This window comes from Neobacillus niacini, assembly GCF_031456445.1.
Taxonomy (GTDB): domain Bacteria; phylum Bacillota; class Bacilli; order Bacillales; family Cytobacillaceae; genus Neobacillus; species Neobacillus niacini_I.
The window spans coordinates 47,392-66,576 of record NZ_JAVDUQ010000019.1 but is presented as its reverse complement, the minus strand read 5'-3'; the positions used below and the strand labels follow the sequence as shown (position 1 = coordinate 66,576).

Genomic DNA, 19,185 nt, shown 5'->3' with positions numbered 1-19,185 from the left:
AACCAAAGGCAGCTTATTTCTTTTTCCAGAATTGCTCGATAAAAGGATATACCTTTTCAAAAAGCGGTTTTAAATTTCTTGCTGACTCTACTAAAGTATCAAGATGGACGATTAATTCGCCATAATCGATATAGTTTGGAGGATAATTTGTTTCCGGCGGTTGAAATGGTTCTTGCCCCCTTTGACCAGTTCCAAACATGAATTGATCAAACAAATTTCCACGGTCCATAACATCTTCCTGAAGGTTTTCAGCCATTTGAAAAAACCCCCTTTAAAATGGTTTATAATTTAGAATATGTTTAAATAAATAAAGGGTATGGACAATAGCGGATGCTGACTGTGTAATTTCCAGTTGCTTAAAATAGGTTTTATTTGATAAAATTAGTACCAAGTCATAATATTTGATATCAATTATTATTAAAAAGGGATTACCTTATAAAAGGAGATGGCTGTAATGAAAGCCGGTATTATTGGAATGGGCAGATATTTGCCTGAAAAAATTGTCACAAATGCTGATTTAGAAAAAGTAATGGATACTTCTGATGAATGGATTCGCACGCGGACTGGTATTGAAGAACGCCGAATTGCCGACGATAATACAAATACATCAGATATGGCTTTTGCTGCAGCAGAATCGGCTATTAAAAATGCAGGAATTACACCAATGGATATCGATTTAATTTTAGTTGCTACCGTTACACCTGATCATCCATTTCCATCCATTGCCTGCCTGCTTCAGGAAAGATTAGGAGCAAAAAAAGCGGCGGCAATGGATATAAGTGCAGCTTGTGCCGGCTTTATGTATGGAATTATAACTGGAGCACAGTTTATTGAAACAGGGGTTTATAAACATATTCTGGTTGTAGGAGTAGAAAAACTTTCGAAAATTACCGATTGGAACGACCGTAATACAGCTGTTTTATTCGGTGATGGCGCAGGTGCCGCCATTATCGGACCGGTTTCCGGCGATAGAGGGATCCTTGCTTTTGAACTTGGAGCAGATGGAACAGGTGCAAAACATCTTTATCAGGATGAATATATCATTATGAACGGACGAGAAGTGTTTAAATTTGCTGTTCGCCAAATGGGCGAAAGTTGCGTAAATGTGCTGAATAAGGCCGGATTAACAAACGATGATGTGGATCTTCTTATTCCACATCAAGCCAATATTCGTATCATGGAGGCTTCTAGACAGAGGTTAGAGCTTCCGGCTGAGAAAATGTCAAAAACAGTCCAAAAATATGGAAATACTTCATCGGCATCGATTCCGATTTCCATTGTTGAGGAATTGGAAGCAGGAAAAATTAAAGATGATGATGTGCTTGTAATGGTTGGATTTGGCGGCGGATTAACATGGGGAGCCATCGCGATCCGTTGGGGAAGATAAGATAGCTATAAGCAATCGGGGTTAGAATGAAAATAGAACAAATTAGTTTAGGGAAGATAGAAAAGGAGCTGTAATTCATGGAAAAGCGTAGGGTTGTGGTTACAGGGGTTGGAGCGGTTACGCCTCTTGGCTTGGATGTTGAAACCACATGGAAAAATATTATTGATGGAAAATCAGGAATTGGTCCATTAACACGAGTAAATGCAGATGAATATCCGGCGAAGGTAGCTGCTCAAATTAATGATTTTAATCCTGAAGTCTTTATGGATAGAAAAGATGCCAGAAAAATGGACCGTTTTACCCAATATGCGGTTGCTTCGGCAATAATGGCTGTTAAGGATGCTAATTTGACCATCAACGAGGAAATTTCCCATCGAGTGGGTGTCTGGATTGGTTCAGGAATTGGCGGTATGGAAACATTTGAAGAGCAGTATGAAATTTTTCAAAAAAGAGGGTACCGAAGAGTTAGTCCATTCTTTGTGCCGATGTTGATTCCTGATATGGCTACAGGCCAAGTTTCAATTACACTTGGTGCTAGAGGATTTAATAACTGTTCAGTAACCGCCTGTGCAACAGGTACCAATTCTATTGGGGATGCTTTTAAAGTAATCCAGCGCGGCGATGCCGATGTCATGGTTTCAGGCGGAGCAGAAGCACCGATTACGAAAATGTCGGTTGCCGGCTTCTGTGCTAACACTGCACTTTCAACAAATCCGGATCCGCAAACCGCAAGCAGACCATTCGATAAAAACCGCGACGGATTTGTGATTGGGGAAGGCGCAGGTATCGTTGTGCTTGAAGAATTAGAACATGCCTTGGCACGCGGTGCAAAAATCTATGCTGAAATTATTGGCTATGGTGCAACAGGGGATGCTTATCATATTACTGCCCCGGCTCCTGGCGGTGAAGGTGGAGCACGAGCAATGAAAATGGCTATTTCCGATGGCGGGCTGAAACCAGAGGATATGGATTATATTAATGCCCATGGAACAAGTACCGAATACAATGATAAGTTTGAAACATTAGCGGTTAAAGAAGTTTTTGGCGAACATGCCTATAAACTGGCAATGAGTTCAACTAAATCCATGACAGGGCATCTTCTTGGAGCGGCCGGTGGAGTGGAGGCAATCTTTACCGTATTAGCAATAAAGGACAGCGTACTCCCACCAACAATTAATTACGAAACTTCTGATCCGGAATGTGATTTGGATTATGTTGTAAATAAAGCCCGTCCACAAGAAATTAAAGTGGCCATGAGTAACTCACTTGGTTTTGGCGGACACAATGCAACGATTGTTTTTAAAAAATATGAATAAATACGATTAAAGGACTGGGCATATGCTTAGTCCTTTCTCTTTAGATAAGAAAGAAATTTCGACTTCGAGAATTGTCCAGCTCCAGCGCCTAGCTCCTATAAGGAAAAAATGAACTGCTTTTTTCCTAGGTCACTTCGGCCCAGCCGATGAAGTCAAAGAACGACTTCATCGGCTGGGCCTCCAGAGCTTGTCGGGGCCTCCAGAGCTTGTCGGGGCCTCCAGAGCTTGTCGGGGCTGACCAAGGTGCTTGCGCTTTTCTCAGGAGAACGGGCACTATGAGCCCGCGATAGTGCCTGTGACCATTGATTTTATAGGAGAACGGGCACTATAGTCCCGTGATAGTGCCTGTGACCATTGATTTTATAGGAGAACGGGCACTATGAGCCCGAGATAGTGCCCGTGATCATTGATTTTATAGGAGAACGGGCACTATGAGCCCGCGATAGTGCCCGTGCCCATTGATTTTATACAAGAACGGGCACTATGAGCCCGAGATAGTGCCCGTGCCCATTGATTATATAGGAGAACGGGCACTATGAGCCCGAGATAGTGCCCGTGCCCATTGATTATATACAAGAACGGGCACTATGAGCCCGAGATAGTGCCTGTGCCCATTGATTTTTTAGCAGAACGGGCACTATGAGCCCGCGATAGTGCCCGTGCCCATTGATTATATACAAGAACGGGCACTATAGGCCCGAGATAGTGCCCGTGCCCATTGATTATATACAAGAACGGGCACTATGAGCCCGCGATAGTGCCCGTGACCATTGATTATATAGGAGAACGGGCACTATAAGCCCGAGATAGTGCCCGTGCCCATTGATTATATACAAGAACAGGCACTATAAGCCCGCGATAATGTCCGTGACCATTGATTATATAGGAGAACGGGCACTATAAGCCCGCGATAGTGCCCGTGACCATTGATTATATAGGAGAACGGGCACTATAAGCCCGAGATAGTGCCCGTGACCATTGATTATATACAAGAACAGGCACTATAAGCCCGCGATAATGTCCGTGACCATTGATTATATAGGAGAACGGGCACTATAAGCCCGAGATAGTGCCCGTGATCATTGATTTTATATAAGAACGGGCACTATGAGCCCGAGATAGTGCCAGTGATCATTGATTTTATAGGAGAACGGGCACTATGAGCCCGCGATAGTGCCCGTGACTATTGATTTTATAGGAGAACGGGCACTATAAGCCCGAGATAGTGCCCGTGCCCATTGATTATATTGGAGAACGGGCACTATAAGCCCGAGATAGTGCCCGTGCCCATTGATTTTTTATTTCTATCGAACCTTTAACTTTACCCAATCATAAACTGTTTTAGGGAGTTACTTGAAAAAGTGGAGTGAGGGAATGGGAATCGTACGAACAAATCAATGGCTTGAAGAGGAGTTTGACCGCCCAACGAAGATTTGCGAGAAACTGCTGCCCTATTTTAAGGGGTACACGGCGAATGAAATCTATCAACAATTAGTCAGCTTTGGAATGTATAAACCCTCAAGAAGCTCAAAATTTATATTTGACATCATGATAAAAGAAAACATATGGAATCAAGTAGAGAAACTTTTTCAACATTACCAAAAAAAATGGTCAGGTCCGAATATTCCAATTTTTCTCTTTCCAATCGCTCAATCGGGAGGATTTTTCTTTCGGATGGAAAAAAACAAATCAGGTGTTTCTTATCCGGATAAAATGTTTCTATTTCTCTCTCCTTTGGATGACTCAAAGGAATTAGAAGCTTTATTTGTACACGAATACCACCATGTCTGCAGATTAAGTAAACTAAATAAGAAAATGAATCAATATACCTTATTGGATTCGATCATTATTGAAGGACTGGCTGAATATGCTGTATTAAAAAATTGCGGGAGAAATTATACAGCCAATTGGTGTCACATGTATACAGATCAAGAAATAAAAGGCCTTTGGAAAAGGTATTTAAATGATCAGCTTGATCGTAAAAAAAATGAAAGGGTCCACGACCAGCTGTTATATGGAGGAGGAAGGATTCCTAAACTACTGGGATATGCTGCTGGTTATCAAATTGTCGAGGAGTATTACGAAAGTCATCACTATTCTACAAAACAATCTTTTACAATCCCTTCTTCCAAATTTATAGAATAGATTAAGAAAAAGAGCCTGATATGTCAGGCATTTTTCAATTTGGCTTAAGTGAAAAATAACAATTTTCCCAAAAGTATTGCAATTGAAATAATTCTGTAATAAAATTTTATTTACATACAAAATTAAACAGATTATGTTATTACTTGAAATTTTGGTGATTTCAAGATAGGGATTTTTATAGAATGATATCGTTTAGGGGGTCTCCACTTTGGTTAATCATCCACTGTTACACCTAAAGAACCTTCGAACCTCATTTCGGATTGAAAACGCTTACTTTGCCGCTGTAGATAATGTCTCATTAACAGTAAATGAAAATGAGGTAGTGGCAATTGTAGGAGAATCAGGATGTGGAAAAAGCGCATTGGCTTTGTCCATCATGGGGTTACACCAAAAGGAAAGAACAAAACAAGAAGGCAATGTGAATTTTAAAGGGAAAAACCTATTATCACTTCAAACATCAGAACTAAATAAAATTCGGGGCAAGGAAATCGGAATGATTTTTCAAGATCCGCTGACCGCCCTTAATCCACTGATGACATGCGGAAAACAAATTGAAGAAAGTATGAGCTTTCATACAAATTTATCCGGATCCGAAAGGCAAAGAAAAGCATTTGAACTCTTAAAAAAAGTAGGGATTCCGAATCCAGAGCAAACCTACAAACAATATCCTCATGAATTATCCGGTGGAATGCGACAGCGTGTCGTAATTGCGATTGCAATTGCTTGTGATCCGCAGCTTGTAATAGCGGATGAGCCGACTACCGCGTTAGATGTTACAATCCAAGCCCAAATAATGGATTTACTGAAAGAACTGCAAAAACAGACAAAAGCAGGGATTATTCTTATTACTCATGATCTTGGAGTCGTTGCTGAAATGGCTGACCGCGTTGCAGTCATGTATGCAGGAGAAATTGTTGAAATGGCTGATGTGAATACCCTATTCAGAAATCCTCTGCACCCGTACACAAGGTCATTATTTAATTCCATTCCATCCGCTACAGCATCTAAGGGAAGATTGCATGTCATTCAAGGTATTGTTCCTTCATTGCAAAAATTGCCAAGGACCGGATGCCGCTTTAAAGACCGGATTGATTGGATAGATGTTCATGAACATGAAGAGAGTCCGTTGTTACGAGAAGTTGAACCTAATCATTTTGTGCGATGCACTTGCTATAAAAACTTTCACTTTCCAGAAAAAAACATGGGAGACATGAACTATGTCATTACTTAAGGTCAATAATCTAAAAGTCTATTATCCGATTCGTGGCGGTTTTTTCAAAAGAGTGGTTAGTCATGTAAAGGCTGTCGACAATATCAGCTTTGAATTAAAACAAGGGGAAACATATGGACTCGTTGGAGAATCGGGCTGCGGTAAGACAACGACTGGGCGAACCCTTATAGGACTAATAAAGGCTACCTCAGGAGAAGTTTTTTTTGAAGGCCAGGATCTATTGAAACTAAGCCGACGTAACTTTCATAATTACCGTCAAGATATTCAAATGATTTTTCAAGACCCTTATTCATCGTTAAATCCAAGGAAACGGGTGTTGGATATCGTTGCCGAGCCGCTCAGAAATTTTGAAAAGCTCACGCCTTTAGAAGAGAGACTAAAAGTTCAATATTACATAGAAAAGGTTGGTTTAAATCCGGAATCTATTTATAAATATCCACATGAGTTTTCAGGGGGCCAAAGACAGCGGATTGGGATTGCCAGGGCCCTGACGTTAAGACCAAAATTAATCATTGCCGATGAACCTGTGTCAGCTTTGGATGTGTCCGTTCAAGCACAAGTTTTAAATTTTATGCAGGATATTCAGAAAGAGTTTAATTTAACCTATTTATTTATTAGTCATGATTTAGGGATTATTCAACATATGTGTGACCGGATTGGCATTATGTATCGGGGACAATTTGTTGAGGAGGGAACAAGTAAGGACATTTATACGAATCCACATCATATCTATACAAAGAGACTTATTTCGGCAATCCCGGAAATAAACCCTGAAAATAGAGAAAAGCAAATTAAAATTAGAAAAGAGATAAATGAGGAATACAAAGATTCTTACAATAAATTTTTTAATGCTGATGGTAGAGTTTATAGTCTTAAATCTATATCTGAATCTCATTCAGTTGCACTGCCATAGGGAGGGGTGTTTATATAAATGTTGAAATTTATTTTACGCAGAATCCTGGTTATGATCCCTCAGTTATTTATTTTAAGCATTCTGATCTTTTTGTTGGCGAAAGCAATGCCTGGTGATGCTCTAACCGGACAATTAGCAAGTAATCCAAAAATGGATGCTGTTACGATCCATGAACTAAAACAGAAATTAGGATTATTTGATCCCTATTATATTCAATATGGAAGATGGATTAAGGGATTGCTTCATGGAGATTTAGGGTTGTCCGTTATGCATCAAACATCGGTAACCCACCTCCTTGCTGGTAAAATGGGAAATACAATCCTTTTAGGATTTGCCATTTTGATTTTAAGTTATCTTATTTCCATTCCATTAGGAATCATTGCTGGAAGATGGACAGATTCTTTAGCGGATAAAATGATCGTTGGCTATAACTATTTAACGTATGCTACACCCCTTTTCATTTTTGCATTATTAGTATTATATATTTTTGGGTTTGTACTCGGATGGTTTCCTACGAGCGGAAGTGTTGACATCCGAGTGGAAGATGGAACGTTTGCCTATTACATGAGTAAATTTAACCATCTCGTTTTGCCGGCGTTTTCGGGCGCTATTGTAAGTACAACCGTTACGATTCAATATTTACGTAATGAAATTATTGATACAAAAATAAAGGATTTTGTTAAAACGGCGAGAGCAAAAGGAGTCAGTGAATCCAAAGTCTATACGCGTCATATTTTTAGAAATTCACTCCTTCCGATTGCGGCTTTTCTAGGTTATGAAATTGTTTATTTAATAGGCGGTTCTGTGTTTTTGGAATCCATTTATGGATATCCAGGGATTGGACAATTGTTCCTCTCCTCCATCATGCAACGGGATTTTAGCGTTGTCACCGCGCTTGTCATGATATCTGGCTTAGCCACGCTAGTGGGAACTTTGGTTTCAGATATTATTTTAAGTGCAGTTGATCCGCGAATCAGAATTGAATAAATGGAGGGTCCAAAATGAAAGCCGAAATCGTTAATCCGAAGCAGCAAAATGTGATAAAAAAGCCGAAGAATGGCGCTTTCTCCATTTTGTGGCGGGAAATCGTAAAAGATAAACTTGCATTAGGTTCCCTGATCTTATTAGGGCTTATCTTAATTGTTGTTTACGGTGCATCGCTTTTATTAGATCAAGAAAAAATTGTAACAGTCGATTTGTTATCTATTTATTCACCACCGTCTTCAGAGCATTGGTTAGGAACAGACTATGGCGGAAGGGATGTATTGGGGCAGCTTATTATTGGGGCTAAAAACTCTTTTACTATTGGTTTATGCATTACGTTATTAACCGGATGTATCGGACTTTGTATTGGATTATGTTCGGGTTATTTCGGGGGCAAGGTTGATAATGTCCTCATGCGTGTAATTGACTTTTTTCTTATTCTCCCAACCTTAATGCTGGTTATTGTTTTTGTCTCCATTGCTCCAACATATAATGTGTTTACATTTATCTTGATTATGAGTTTATTCTTATGGACAGGCAAAGCAAGACTCATCAGGTCCAAAACCCTTGCTGAAAGGGAGCTTGATTATGTAAATGCCTCTAAAACATTGGGAACGCCTGATTGGAAAATTATTTTCCGGGAAGTGCTGCCGAATTTAAGTTCTATTATTATTGTAAATTTAACGTTAAATCTGGCAGGAAATATTGGGATTGAATCCGGCTTAACCTATTTGGGATTTGGTCTCCCGGAAAGTACACCAAGCTTGGGAACGCTTGTTAGTTATGCAACCAACCCCGATGTTCTGGAAAATAAATGGTGGATTTGGTTACCTGCATCATTGCTGATTTTAGTGATGATGTTGTGTATAAATTACATTGGCCAAGCGCTAAAACGCGCGGCTGATGCAAGACAAAGATTAGGATAAAAAAGGGGGAAAAAGAAGGATGAAGAAAAAGCATTTTTATAAGTTTTTCAGTCTTCTGGTTGTCTTGGGCTTGCTTTTATCCGCATGCTCGAATTCTACCGGGGGCAGCAAAAAACCTACCGCGTCAAATGAGAAGGCAGAAGAAAACATCGGGCAATTCCCGAACGTCGTGAAAAATGACAAAAAAGAGATTAAGGATGGTTCTCTGACTTACGCATTAGTTTCCGACACACCATTTGAGGGTACTTTAAACTATGCGTACTATAGTGGCCAGCCAGATTCCGAAGTATTACAATTCTTTGATCTGCCGCTGTTCACGACAAATAAAGACTATGAATTTACAAATGACGGTGCCGCAACCTATGAACTCTCCAATAACAATAAAACGATTACGGTAAAAATTAAAGACAATGTCAATTGGTCTGATGGAAAACCAGTCATAGCACAGGACTATGAATATTCTTTTCTAGTAATCGGGAACAAGGATTACACGGGTGTACGTTATGGCGATGCATTAATTCAAAGTATTGTCGGCATGAAAGAGTACCATGAAGGCAAAGCCAAAAATATCTCAGGGATCAAAATTATCGATGACAAAACCTTGTCGATAACCTTTAAGGAAGCCAATCCATCGTTATTAACCGGGTTGTGGTCATATGCGATGCCAAAGCATTACATAGGCGATATTCCAATTAAAGACTTGGCAAAATCCGATAAAATTCACAAAACACCAATTGGATTTGGTCCTTACAAAATTAAAAAGATTATTCCGGGTGAATCCGTTGAGTTTGAACGTAATGATGATTATTTCGGCGGAAAACCAAAATTAAAAACGGTTATTTTAAAAGTTGTCAACCCAAAAGTAATTCTTCAATCGCTTAAAAAAGGTGAAGTCGATGTTGCTGAATACCCTGTAGATCAATACAAGGCTGCAAAAGGATCGAAGAACTTCCAATTTATCGGTCAAATTGATTTAGCATACAACTACATCGGATTTAAACTGGGGCACTGGGATGCGAAAAAAGGCGTCAACGTAATGGATAATCCTAAATTCAAAGACAAGCGTGTACGCCAAGCGATGGCCTATGCTTTGGACAACAAAGCCGTCGGGGATAAGATTTACAATGGCCTGCGTTTCCCGGCAACCTCGTTAATTCCACCATCCTTCCCAAGCTGGTATAATAAAGATGCCAATGCGATTGGATATGATTCGGAAAAAGCGAAGAAATTATTGGATGAAGCAGGCTATAAGGATATTGATAAAGACGGTCTTCGTGAAGATCCAAACGGCAAGAAATTCCAGATTAATTTCTTATCTATGAGTGGCGGTGACATTGCTGAACCGCTTGCAAAATTCTATATCCAAAGCTGGAAAAATGTCGGGCTGGATGCTTCGCTAGTTGATGGACGCTTGGCTGAATTCAACTCATTCTACAAAATGGTCGAAGAAGATAACAAGAAAGTGGATGTTTTCGCTGCAGCATGGGGAACGGGTACAGACGTTGACCCTTACGGTTTATACGGCAGTGATGTACCATTTAACTATTCACGTTTTGTAAGTGAGAAAAATGACCAGTTATTAGCTGACGGCCATTCTCCAAAAGCCTTCGACCATGACTATCGTAAAAAGGTTTATGATGAGTGGCAAGACTATATGAATGATGAAATGCCTGTTATTCCAACGCTATTCCGGTCGACGATATCTGCGGTAAACAATCGTGTAGCGTCCTTAAAGGCTAATTATAATTCAGATCCATATGTTTGGGCTCAAGTTGGGGTTACAAGCGATACGCCAGAAGCTGAATAATGTAGAAAGAGATGATTGACTTTGTCGATCATCTCTTTTTTTTGACAAAATCCAAATTGAGAATCGCTTGATTTTAGTAATAAAAGTTAATTATGGAGCAAAACATATAGAAAGGAATAATTTAACTAAGGTCTGCCCATACTGATTGACAAACAGTTTCTTGAAGTGAGGGGTTGTATAATGTTGTATCTTCATGATGTTTGGGTGAATTGGTTTGAAGGGGAAGAAAACGGGTATAATGTATGCCACTTTCATGAATGGCGCAAGGATGATGGAGTAGAACTCTTAGATCAAGTTCCACTCTTAAAGATTGAACCGATTTTATTTAACTATATTGAGAATGATTTAGCAGAATTACCTCAACAACTCCTAGATGATATTTATCAAAAAGCATACTTACGAAAAAACCATGAGCGAATACAGCTTGATTATTGTTTTGTTGTAACGGATGGGGTTGGTATTCTAGCGATTGATACCATTGGCTATACCATCCCAATCCGAAAAAGCAGGCTTATTCCAAGACAAGAACAGCTTGTATATGAAATGATTGAATCACACGAGGCACAAACGTACCATTTTTATCAGCCAGGTGAAATGAAAAATCACCATATTTTATCGCCTGAACCAGAATTAATGAGGGGGCTGACAAGAAAAGAACGCCAATTAAAGCAATTGTTATTTATGGCCCTTGACCAATTGCATTCTTCAAGCAATGAGGCAGAGGTTCGATATTGGTATACCGAATGGTGTCCTGAACGTTACTCAACCATCCAGGAAATGAATTTTGAAGATGTATGGGAGCAGTTATTTGAGGAAACAAAATACGGCTGGAGTAAAAGACATGTAACATTTTGTGAAAATTTAATTAAAGGGCAGCCGTTTTTTGAAAAGTTATGGGAAATGGAGCATGGTCCAAAGGTAAATTAAAAGCCATCCCCCAAAAGGAACTTACTATCTTTAGGGGGATGGCTTCTTTATTTGGGGTCTACCTTCTTCCAAGACCCATTGCATTTTCCATCTTTTTAAGTGTTTCCGAGGCAATATTGTTAGCTTTTTCCGCACCGCGGTCTAATATATCATCAAGTTCTTTTGAGTCAATTAGTTGATTATATCTCTCTTGAATCGGTCTTACTACATTTACCACTACTTGTGCTAAATCGCCTTTGAAATCTCCGTAACCTTTACCATTGTACATTTCTTCCAATTCGGAAACAGATTTTCCATCAAGAATAGAGTAGATTGAAAGCAGATTTGAAATTCCAGGTTTATTCTCTTTATCGAATTTCACAATACCCTCAGAATCCGTTACAGCACTTTTTATTTTTTTCTCAATTTGTTTCAAATCATCAAGAGGGGTGATAAATGCCTTCTTGTTAGGATCAGATTTGCTCATTTTTTTTGTTGGTTCTTGCAGTGACATAATTCTTGCGCCAACCTTTGGAAGACGAATATCGGGAATGGTTAGAATTTCACCGTATTTTTTATTGAACCTTTCCGCGAGGTCGCGAGTTAATTCCAAATGTTGCTTTTGGTCCTCACCCACTGGGACAAGGTCTGTGTTGTACAATAAAATGTCCGCTGCCATAAGTGGCGGGTAAGTCAACAAACTGGCAGATACGGCTTCTTTTCCAACAGACTTATCCTTAAATTGAGTCATTCTTTCTAGTTCACCAATATAAGAAACACATTGCATCATCCATCCGGCTTGAGCATGCGCTGGAACTTCTGATTGAATGAAGAGCGTTGCCTTTTCTGGATCAATACCGACTGCGATGTATAGGGCAGCAAGGCTTTTGATATTTTTTCTTAAAACCTGAGGGTCTTGCGGAACGGTTATGGCATGCTGATCAACAATACAAAAGAAGCAATTATATTCATTTTGTAGTTCCACAAATTGTTTCATTGCCCCAATATAGTTGCCAAGTGTAATGGTTCCACTCGGCTGAATGCCAGAAAAAATCGTTTTCATGGTTGTTTTTCCTCCTACTAATAAGCATTTAAATAAAAAAACCATTCGTCACCTAAATCCATAGGGAAGAATGGTTCAACGCTTTTAGTGACTATTTATTTAATCATATTATAATGAAATGCAAATTTGTAATCAAGTCCGTTAACTATAATAGAAGCCAAGGGCGATTAACATGAGAAAGCCGGTGATCATTCCTTGGAAAACAAGTGGCTTTTGATTGATTGTGACCATTTCAGAAAGAGAGGGAATATCAGCAAAGTTTCTTTTTTCCTTTCCTCTTGTTGCAGCAAGGTTAAATGACTTAGCTATAGTATCAAAAAAACCGGTTTTAACGGTATATATTACCAGTGAAATAAGAAGTAAAACAAAGGAAATATAAAAAGATATATTGATATAGCTTAATAAGGAAATTTTGTGGTGAAAAATAAGCGAAAGCGAAATAATAAATAATTGAAAAGCTGCTGAAATTATCAGAGTTTTTTTAAAACGAAAGTTCATTTTTAAACCTCCAAAACCTTGATTTATAAGGAAAAGCATTATAAATATTATACAAAAAAATTAGTACAAGAGTAATTATATCATATGTTTTGATAATCGAAATTTTTAAATTGTTATGAAAATGCAAATTAATTTTCAAAAAGTAATGCACAATTAATTGAAATTATGTATAATAGAGAATGTAGTAATTTTTCAGAATAATAGAAAAGGGAGGTCTACATAGTGAAGAAATCAAAACTTTCACTACTCTTAGTTTTATCACTAGTTCTTAGCATGTTCTTAGCAGCTTGCTCAGGTGGAAAAGACACTGGCAAAGAAAAGGACAACGGTGGTACTACTAATGGTAAAGCACCAGAACAAGTTTTAAATGTTTTAGAGTCTGCTGAAATTCCAACAATGGACAGCGTAATGGCCCAAGACGTTATGAGTTTCACCGCGTTAAATGCTACAAACGAAGGTTTATATCGTTTAGACCCAGATCAAAAGGTTATCGACGGTGTCGCTGACGGTAAACCTGTTCCGAATGCAAATGGAACCGTTTACACGATTAAATTGAAAAAGGATCAAAAATGGTCAAACGGTGATCCTGTTACTGCTAATGACTTCGTTTTTGCATGGAGACGTGCAATTGACCCTAAAACTGCTTCTCCATATGGTCCATATTTCATGGAAGGCAAAATCAAAAATGCCAGCGATATCGTGGCTAAGAAAAAACCTGTAACTGATTTAGGAATTAAAGCAGTGGATGACTATACTCTAGAGATTTCATTAGAGCAGCCAATTCCTTTCTTTGAGTCATATATTACGTTCCAATTATTCTATCCACAAAACGAAAAGTATGTTAAATCTCAAGGTAAAGATTATGCGAAAGATGCTTCACATATCCTTTACAATGGTCCATTTAAAATGACTAAATGGGATGGCCCACAAGCAACTGAATGGGTAATGGAGAAAAACAATACTTATTGGAAAGCAAATGAAGTTTCTTTAAAGAATATTAACTTTAACGTACAAAAAGATAATCAGGCATCTGCCAATGCTTTTGAAGCTGGTGAAGCAGACATTACACCAAAACTTGCACAACCAGCAATCATTCAACAATATGAAGGATCAAAAAATCTTCTTCGTTACCCAGAACCATCGATTTTCTGGTTGAAGTTTAACGAGAAAAACCCTGCATTGGCAAATGTGAATATCCGTAAAGCAATTGCATTGGCAATCGATAAAAAAGCTTTAACAGATGATGTTTTAGCGAACGGTTCTATCCCTGCAAACTTTATCGTAGCGAAAGATTTTGCGTTTAATAAGTTCAATAACCAGAAAGATTTCCGTGCAGATACCGGCGAATATTTAAAAACAGATAAAGCAAAAGCAAAAGAGTTATGGACAAAAGGATTATCTGAAATTGGCAAGAAGGAACTAACGTTCAATTATGTTGGTCAAGATACTGCAGCAGCTAAAGATACAGATGCATTTATCAAAGACCAATTAGAGAAAACTTTACCTGGAATTAAAGTGGAATTGCACAACATTCCATTTGCTACAAAACTTGATAGAGAAGATAAACAGCAATATGATATTCTTTTCAGTGGTTGGGGTCCTGACTATGCTGACCCGATGACTTACATGGATTTATGGCCATCAACAAGCGGACAACAGCACATGAGCTACAAAAATCCAAAAGTTGATCAGTTAGTAAAGGATGCAGGAACAACTCTTGCAACTAAACCGAATGAGCGTTGGAAAGCACTACAAGACGCTGAAAAAATTGTTTTAGAAGATGATGCTGCACTTGCGCCATTATATCAACGTTCAGCTAACTTGTTAGTTGCTGATAAAGTTAAAGGTTTTGCACATCATGGATTTGGTCCTGATTATAGCTACCAATGGATTAAAATTGTTAATACTAAGTAGTAACTGGTAAGTAGCCTATATAAAAGAGAGTATATTAAGGTATACTCTCTTTTTACCTGTAAAGGAATTGTCGAAAAATGATGAATTTTTAATCAAATAGGAGGTGGAGGCATGGCGAAGTACGTTTTACAACGGATAATTTATATGATTATTACTTTGTTTATCGTTGTATCGGTTACATTCTTCCTAATGAAGTTAGTTCCAGGTACTCCGTTTAGTAATGCTGGAAAACTCACACACGAACAATTAGCTATTATGCAAGAGAAATACCATTTAAATGACCCGGTACCCGTTCAATATGCTAATTACTTAAAAAACATGATTAAGGGTGATTTGGGAATCTCCTTTCAATTTAACAATACCCCTGTTACCAAACTTCTGGCAATTCGTATCGGGCCTTCAGCTATATTAGGTTTAGAAGCAATGGTCTTTGGCTCTATTTTTGGGATTATATTGGGAGTTTTTGCCGCTCTAAAACAAAACACTTGGGTTGACTATGGTGCGACCTTTCTAGCAGTTGCAGGTAAATCTATTCCAAGTTTCATTTTTGCTGGATTGCTACAGTATTATATTGCTGTAAAATTAGAATGGCTTCCAGTTATGTTTTGGCGGGGACCGGAGTATACCATTCTTCCAACCATTGCATTGGCAATGTTTCCAATTTCTATCGCTGCCCGATTCATGCGTACGGAACTGATTGATGTATTAGGATCGGACTACATTACCTTAGCAAAAGCGAAAGGTGCAAGTTATTTTCAAATTAGCGTAAAGCATGCTTTAAGAAATGCATTAATCCCTGTCATAACCGTATTGGGACCATTGGCAGTTAGTTTAATGACAGGTTCCCTTGTAATTGAAGAGATTTTTGCTATTCCCGGTCTAGGGGAACAATTTGTTAAGGCCATTACCGTAATGGATTACCCGGTTATTATGGGAACATCAATTCTTTTTGCAGCGGCATTCGTGGTCATTATTTTAGTGGTTGATATTCTGTATGGAATTATTGATCCACGTATTCGAATTTCAGGGGGGGGATCTAAATGATTACCAATCATGAAAATATTCCAAAAGAGTTATTTGAGCCCGCCCATATGGATCTATCCAAAAGTGAGAAAATTTCAAAACCGAGTTTAACTTTTTGGCAGGATTCCTGGTTAAGGGTACGAAAAAATAAAGGTGCAGTGATTAGTTTAGTTGTAACGGTATTATTAATTATCATGGCATTTGTCGGCCCATTAATCACTCCGTATGCATATGATTTTCAAAATACAAAACATGCAAATCTACCACCAAGGATTCAAGGTTTAGAGAATATTCACTGGTTGCCATTCGATGGTACTTTGAAGAATAGACAGGGCGTAGAATTACATCCCTATGAAACAAGAAATGTTAAGGAATATTATTGGTTTGGTACCGATGGATTAGGACGAGATTTGTTTGCAAGAGTTTGGAAAGGAACCCAAATCTCCTTATTAATTGCCGTTTTTGCAGCTTTAATTGATATGCTAATAGGGGTTACATATGGAGCGATTTCCGGATATGTTGGTGGAAAGACTGATAGTATTATGCAGCGTATTGTGGAAGTCATTATGGGAATTCCAAACCTGATTGTCGTTGTTTTAATGATTCTTGTATTAAAGCCAGGGATTGTCCCAATTATCCTGGCGTTAAGTATCACCGGTTGGGTGAGCATGTCGCGTGTTGTACGGGCGCAAGTTCTTAAATATAAAAATATGGAGTATGTATTGGCTGCGAAAACATTAGGGGCAGCTGATTCCACTATTATTTTTAAACATATGATTCCAAATATGTTTGGAGTTATCATCATCAATACAATGTTTTCAATACCGAATGCTATTTTCTTCGAAGCGTTTTTAAGCTTCATCGGTCTAGGTTTACAAGACCCTCAAGCTTCATTAGGTACATTGATCAATGATGGATTTAGAGGTATGATAGCGTTTCCATATCAGATGATTATTCCAGCTATTATGATCTCCGTTATTATGATAGCATTTAACTTAATTGCAGACGGATTAAGGGATGCATTAGACCCTAAAATGCGTGATTAGAAGGCAGGTGAATGGTAGTGGAGAAAGTTCTAGAGGTAAAAGATTTAAATATATCCTTCCACACCTTTGCAGGTGAAGTTAAAGCAATACGGGGTGTGAGTTTTGATTTATACAAGGGAGAAACGCTGGCAATTGTTGGGGAATCAGGTTCCGGAAAATCTGTTACAACTAAATCTATTATGCGCTTACTTCCTGAACATAATTCAGAATTTAAAAAAGGTGAAATCCTTTTTGACGGTAAGGACATAACCAAACTTAAAGATAAAGAAATGCAAAAAATCCGCGGTCATGATATTTCCATGATCTTTCAGGATCCAATGACTTCTTTAAATCCGACTATGAAAATCGGCAATCAAATTATGGAGCCTCTCATTAAACATCAAAATATGAGCAGGCACGATGCAAAAGCGAGAGCAATAGATTTGTTAAAACTTGTTGGTATTCCAAAACCGGAAATCAGAATCAATCAGTATCCCCACCAATTTTCTGGCGGGATGAGACAAAGGGTAGTTATCGCGATTGCCTTAGCTTGTAATCCCAAGATTTTAATTGCGGACGAACCAACGACTGCCTTGGATGTAACCATTCAGGCGCAAATTTTAGAATTAATGAAGGATTTGCAGAAGAAAATCGACACTTCGATTATTTTTATTACTCATGATCTTGGTGTGGTTGCAAATGTAGCGGATCGCGTTGCGGTAATGTATGGTGGGAAGATTGTGGAAATTGGTACAGCAGACGAGATTTTCTATAATCCAAAACATCCTTATACATGGGGATTAATCAGTTCAATGCCGGATATGGATACCGATGATGAAGAACTGTATTCAATACCGGGAACACCACCTGATTTATTAGATCCGCCAAAAGGTGATGCCTTTGCACCACGTAATCCATATGTAATGAAAATTGATTTAGAACAAGAACCTCCATTCTTTAAGGTTTCTGACACCCATTATGCAGCTACGTGGTTATTACATCCGGATGCACCAAAAGTAGAACCACCTGAAGCTGTAAAAAGACGTCAGCGACAATTCCCTGGAATGAAGGTGGGTAAATAAATGGAACTAAATAAAAAATTACTTGAGATTAAAAATCTAAAGCAATATTTTAATGTTGGCAAAGCGAATGAAGTTCGAGCTGTCGATAATGTATCTTTTGATATTTATAAAGGTGAAGTATTGGGGTTAGTTGGGGAATCAGGATGCGGAAAATCAACAACTGGAAGAACCATTATCCGCTTATACAATGCCACTGGCGGGGAAGTATTGTATGATGGTGTAAATGTACATGGAAAAAAATCCAAAAGTGAATTAAAAGCTTTTAACCGAAAAATGCAGATGATTTTCCAAGATCCCCATGCATCGTTAAATCCCAGACTAAAGGTTGCGGACATCATTGCTGAAGGAATTGACATCCATGGCTTGGCAAAATCGAAAGAAGAACGCATGGAAAGAGTTTATCAGCTATTAGAAACCGTTGGATTAAACAGGGAACATGCGAACAGATACCCTCATGAATTTAGTGGTGGTCAGCGCCAACGTATTGGTATTGCTCGTGCACTAGCTGTTGAGCCGGAATTCATTATTGCCGATGAGCCCATTTCTGCGCTTGATGTTTCCATTCAAGCACAGGTTGTAAACCTAATGAAGAAACTGCAACATGAGAAGGGATTAACTTACCTTTTCATCGCGCATGACCTTTCCATGGTAAAATACATTAGTGATCGGATTGGAGTTATGTATTTCGGTAAAATGGTTGAGCTTGCTCCAGCTGAAGAATTGTACAAAAATCCACTTCATCCCTATACTCAATCATTATTATCGGCCATTCCTGCTCCAGATCCAATTAGTGAGCGGAGCCGAAAACGGAAAAGCTATGATCCTGCAAGCCATCATTATAATGAGAAAGATAAAGTTGAGTTCCGTGAAGTAACTCCTGGACATTTTGTCCTTTGTTCAGAAAAAGAGTTTACTCAATTTAAAAGCTCAAAATAACCAATAAAAAAACGATCTCATTTGAGATC

Annotated in this window: 17 protein-coding genes; 14 read left to right on the top strand and 3 right to left on the bottom strand. The window is 38.5% G+C overall.

What is annotated here, in order from left to right:
• Positions 1 to 13: 13 nt before the first annotated feature.
• Positions 14 to 256 carry a hypothetical protein gene (locus tag J2Y67_RS16030; RefSeq protein WP_310175762.1) on the bottom strand — a complete coding sequence of 81 codons (243 nt, stop codon included), beginning with the start codon at positions 254 to 256 and terminating at the stop codon, positions 14 to 16.
• Between the two features lie 198 nt (positions 257 to 454).
• Here J2Y67_RS16030 and J2Y67_RS16025 point away from each other — a divergent pair, with 198 nt between their 5' ends.
• From J2Y67_RS16025 to J2Y67_RS15985, 9 genes are all read left to right on the top strand, one after another.
• A complete protein-coding gene (locus J2Y67_RS16025; RefSeq protein WP_310175760.1) occupies positions 455 to 1,387 on the top strand; it encodes a beta-ketoacyl-ACP synthase III in 933 nt (310 codons plus the stop codon).
• Positions 1,388 to 1,464: 77 nt separating this feature from the next.
• Positions 1,465 to 2,703: a beta-ketoacyl-ACP synthase II gene (gene fabF, locus J2Y67_RS16020; protein ID WP_310175757.1), complete on the top strand. Its 1,239-nt coding sequence runs from the start codon at positions 1,465 to 1,467 to the stop codon at positions 2,701 to 2,703.
• Positions 2,704 to 4,077: 1,374 nt separating this feature from the next.
• Positions 4,078 to 4,848, top strand: a complete 771-nt coding sequence (locus J2Y67_RS16015) for a DUF2268 domain-containing putative Zn-dependent protease (RefSeq protein ID WP_310175755.1) — start codon at positions 4,078 to 4,080, stop codon at positions 4,846 to 4,848.
• 208 nt (positions 4,849 to 5,056) lie between these two features.
• Positions 5,057 to 6,079 carry an ABC transporter ATP-binding protein gene (locus tag J2Y67_RS16010; RefSeq protein WP_310175753.1) on the top strand — a complete coding sequence of 341 codons (1,023 nt, stop codon included), beginning with the start codon at positions 5,057 to 5,059 and terminating at the stop codon, positions 6,077 to 6,079.
• Positions 6,066 to 6,992 (top strand): ABC transporter ATP-binding protein, encoded by a 927-nt coding sequence (locus J2Y67_RS16005; RefSeq protein WP_310175751.1) that lies wholly within the window; start codon positions 6,066 to 6,068, stop codon positions 6,990 to 6,992. Before J2Y67_RS16010 ends, J2Y67_RS16005 begins: the two co-directional genes overlap by 14 nt.
• An 18-nt stretch (positions 6,993 to 7,010) precedes the next feature.
• Positions 7,011 to 7,979: an oligopeptide ABC transporter permease gene (gene opp4B / locus J2Y67_RS16000; RefSeq protein ID WP_310175749.1), complete on the top strand. Its 969-nt coding sequence runs from the start codon at positions 7,011 to 7,013 to the stop codon at positions 7,977 to 7,979.
• A gap of 14 nt (positions 7,980 to 7,993) precedes the next feature.
• Positions 7,994 to 8,902 (top strand): ABC transporter permease, encoded by a 909-nt coding sequence (locus tag J2Y67_RS15995; RefSeq protein ID WP_310175747.1) that lies wholly within the window; start codon positions 7,994 to 7,996, stop codon positions 8,900 to 8,902.
• Positions 8,903 to 8,921: 19 nt separating this feature from the next.
• Positions 8,922 to 10,709, top strand: coding sequence for an oligopeptide ABC transporter substrate-binding protein (gene opp4A, locus J2Y67_RS15990; RefSeq protein WP_310175745.1), 1,788 nt, complete (start codon positions 8,922 to 8,924; stop codon positions 10,707 to 10,709).
• Positions 10,710 to 10,889: 180 nt separating this feature from the next.
• Positions 10,890 to 11,636, top strand: a complete 747-nt coding sequence (locus J2Y67_RS15985) for a YjbA family protein (protein WP_310175743.1) — start codon at positions 10,890 to 10,892, stop codon at positions 11,634 to 11,636.
• A 58-nt stretch (positions 11,637 to 11,694) separates the two neighbouring features.
• Here the strand turns inward: J2Y67_RS15985 and trpS are convergent, their stop codons facing one another.
• Entirely contained in the window at positions 11,695 to 12,678 is a 984-nt protein-coding gene (gene trpS / locus J2Y67_RS15980; RefSeq protein WP_310175741.1) for a tryptophan--tRNA ligase, read from the bottom strand.
• 141 nt (positions 12,679 to 12,819) lie between these two features.
• The gene (locus tag J2Y67_RS15975; RefSeq protein WP_310175739.1) at positions 12,820 to 13,176 is read right to left on the bottom strand and encodes a DUF3899 domain-containing protein; all 357 of its coding nucleotides are present in this window, start codon (positions 13,174 to 13,176) and stop codon (positions 12,820 to 12,822) included.
• 222 nt (positions 13,177 to 13,398) lie between these two features.
• Here J2Y67_RS15975 and J2Y67_RS15970 point away from each other — a divergent pair, with 222 nt between their 5' ends.
• The 5 genes from J2Y67_RS15970 (at position 13,399) to J2Y67_RS15950 (ending at position 19,156) form a co-directional block, all read left to right on the top strand.
• Positions 13,399 to 15,090: a peptide ABC transporter substrate-binding protein gene (locus J2Y67_RS15970; protein WP_310175737.1), complete on the top strand. Its 1,692-nt coding sequence runs from the start codon at positions 13,399 to 13,401 to the stop codon at positions 15,088 to 15,090.
• Positions 15,091 to 15,201: 111 nt separating this feature from the next.
• Positions 15,202 to 16,134, top strand: a complete 933-nt coding sequence (gene opp3b / locus J2Y67_RS15965; RefSeq protein WP_310175735.1) for an oligopeptide ABC transporter permease — start codon at positions 15,202 to 15,204, stop codon at positions 16,132 to 16,134.
• Positions 16,131 to 17,159: an oligopeptide ABC transporter permease gene (gene opp3C, locus J2Y67_RS15960; protein WP_310175733.1), complete on the top strand. Its 1,029-nt coding sequence runs from the start codon at positions 16,131 to 16,133 to the stop codon at positions 17,157 to 17,159. The genes opp3b and opp3C overlap by 4 nt, the downstream gene beginning before the upstream one ends.
• 17 nt (positions 17,160 to 17,176) lie before the next feature.
• Complete coding sequence (locus J2Y67_RS15955) at positions 17,177 to 18,220, top strand: ABC transporter ATP-binding protein (protein ID WP_310175819.1); 1,044 nt, start codon at positions 17,177 to 17,179, stop codon at positions 18,218 to 18,220.
• On the top strand, positions 18,221 to 19,156 hold the full coding sequence (locus J2Y67_RS15950) for an ABC transporter ATP-binding protein (protein ID WP_310175731.1): 936 nt from the start codon (positions 18,221 to 18,223) through the stop codon (positions 19,154 to 19,156).
• Positions 19,157 to 19,185 lie beyond the last annotated feature (29 nt).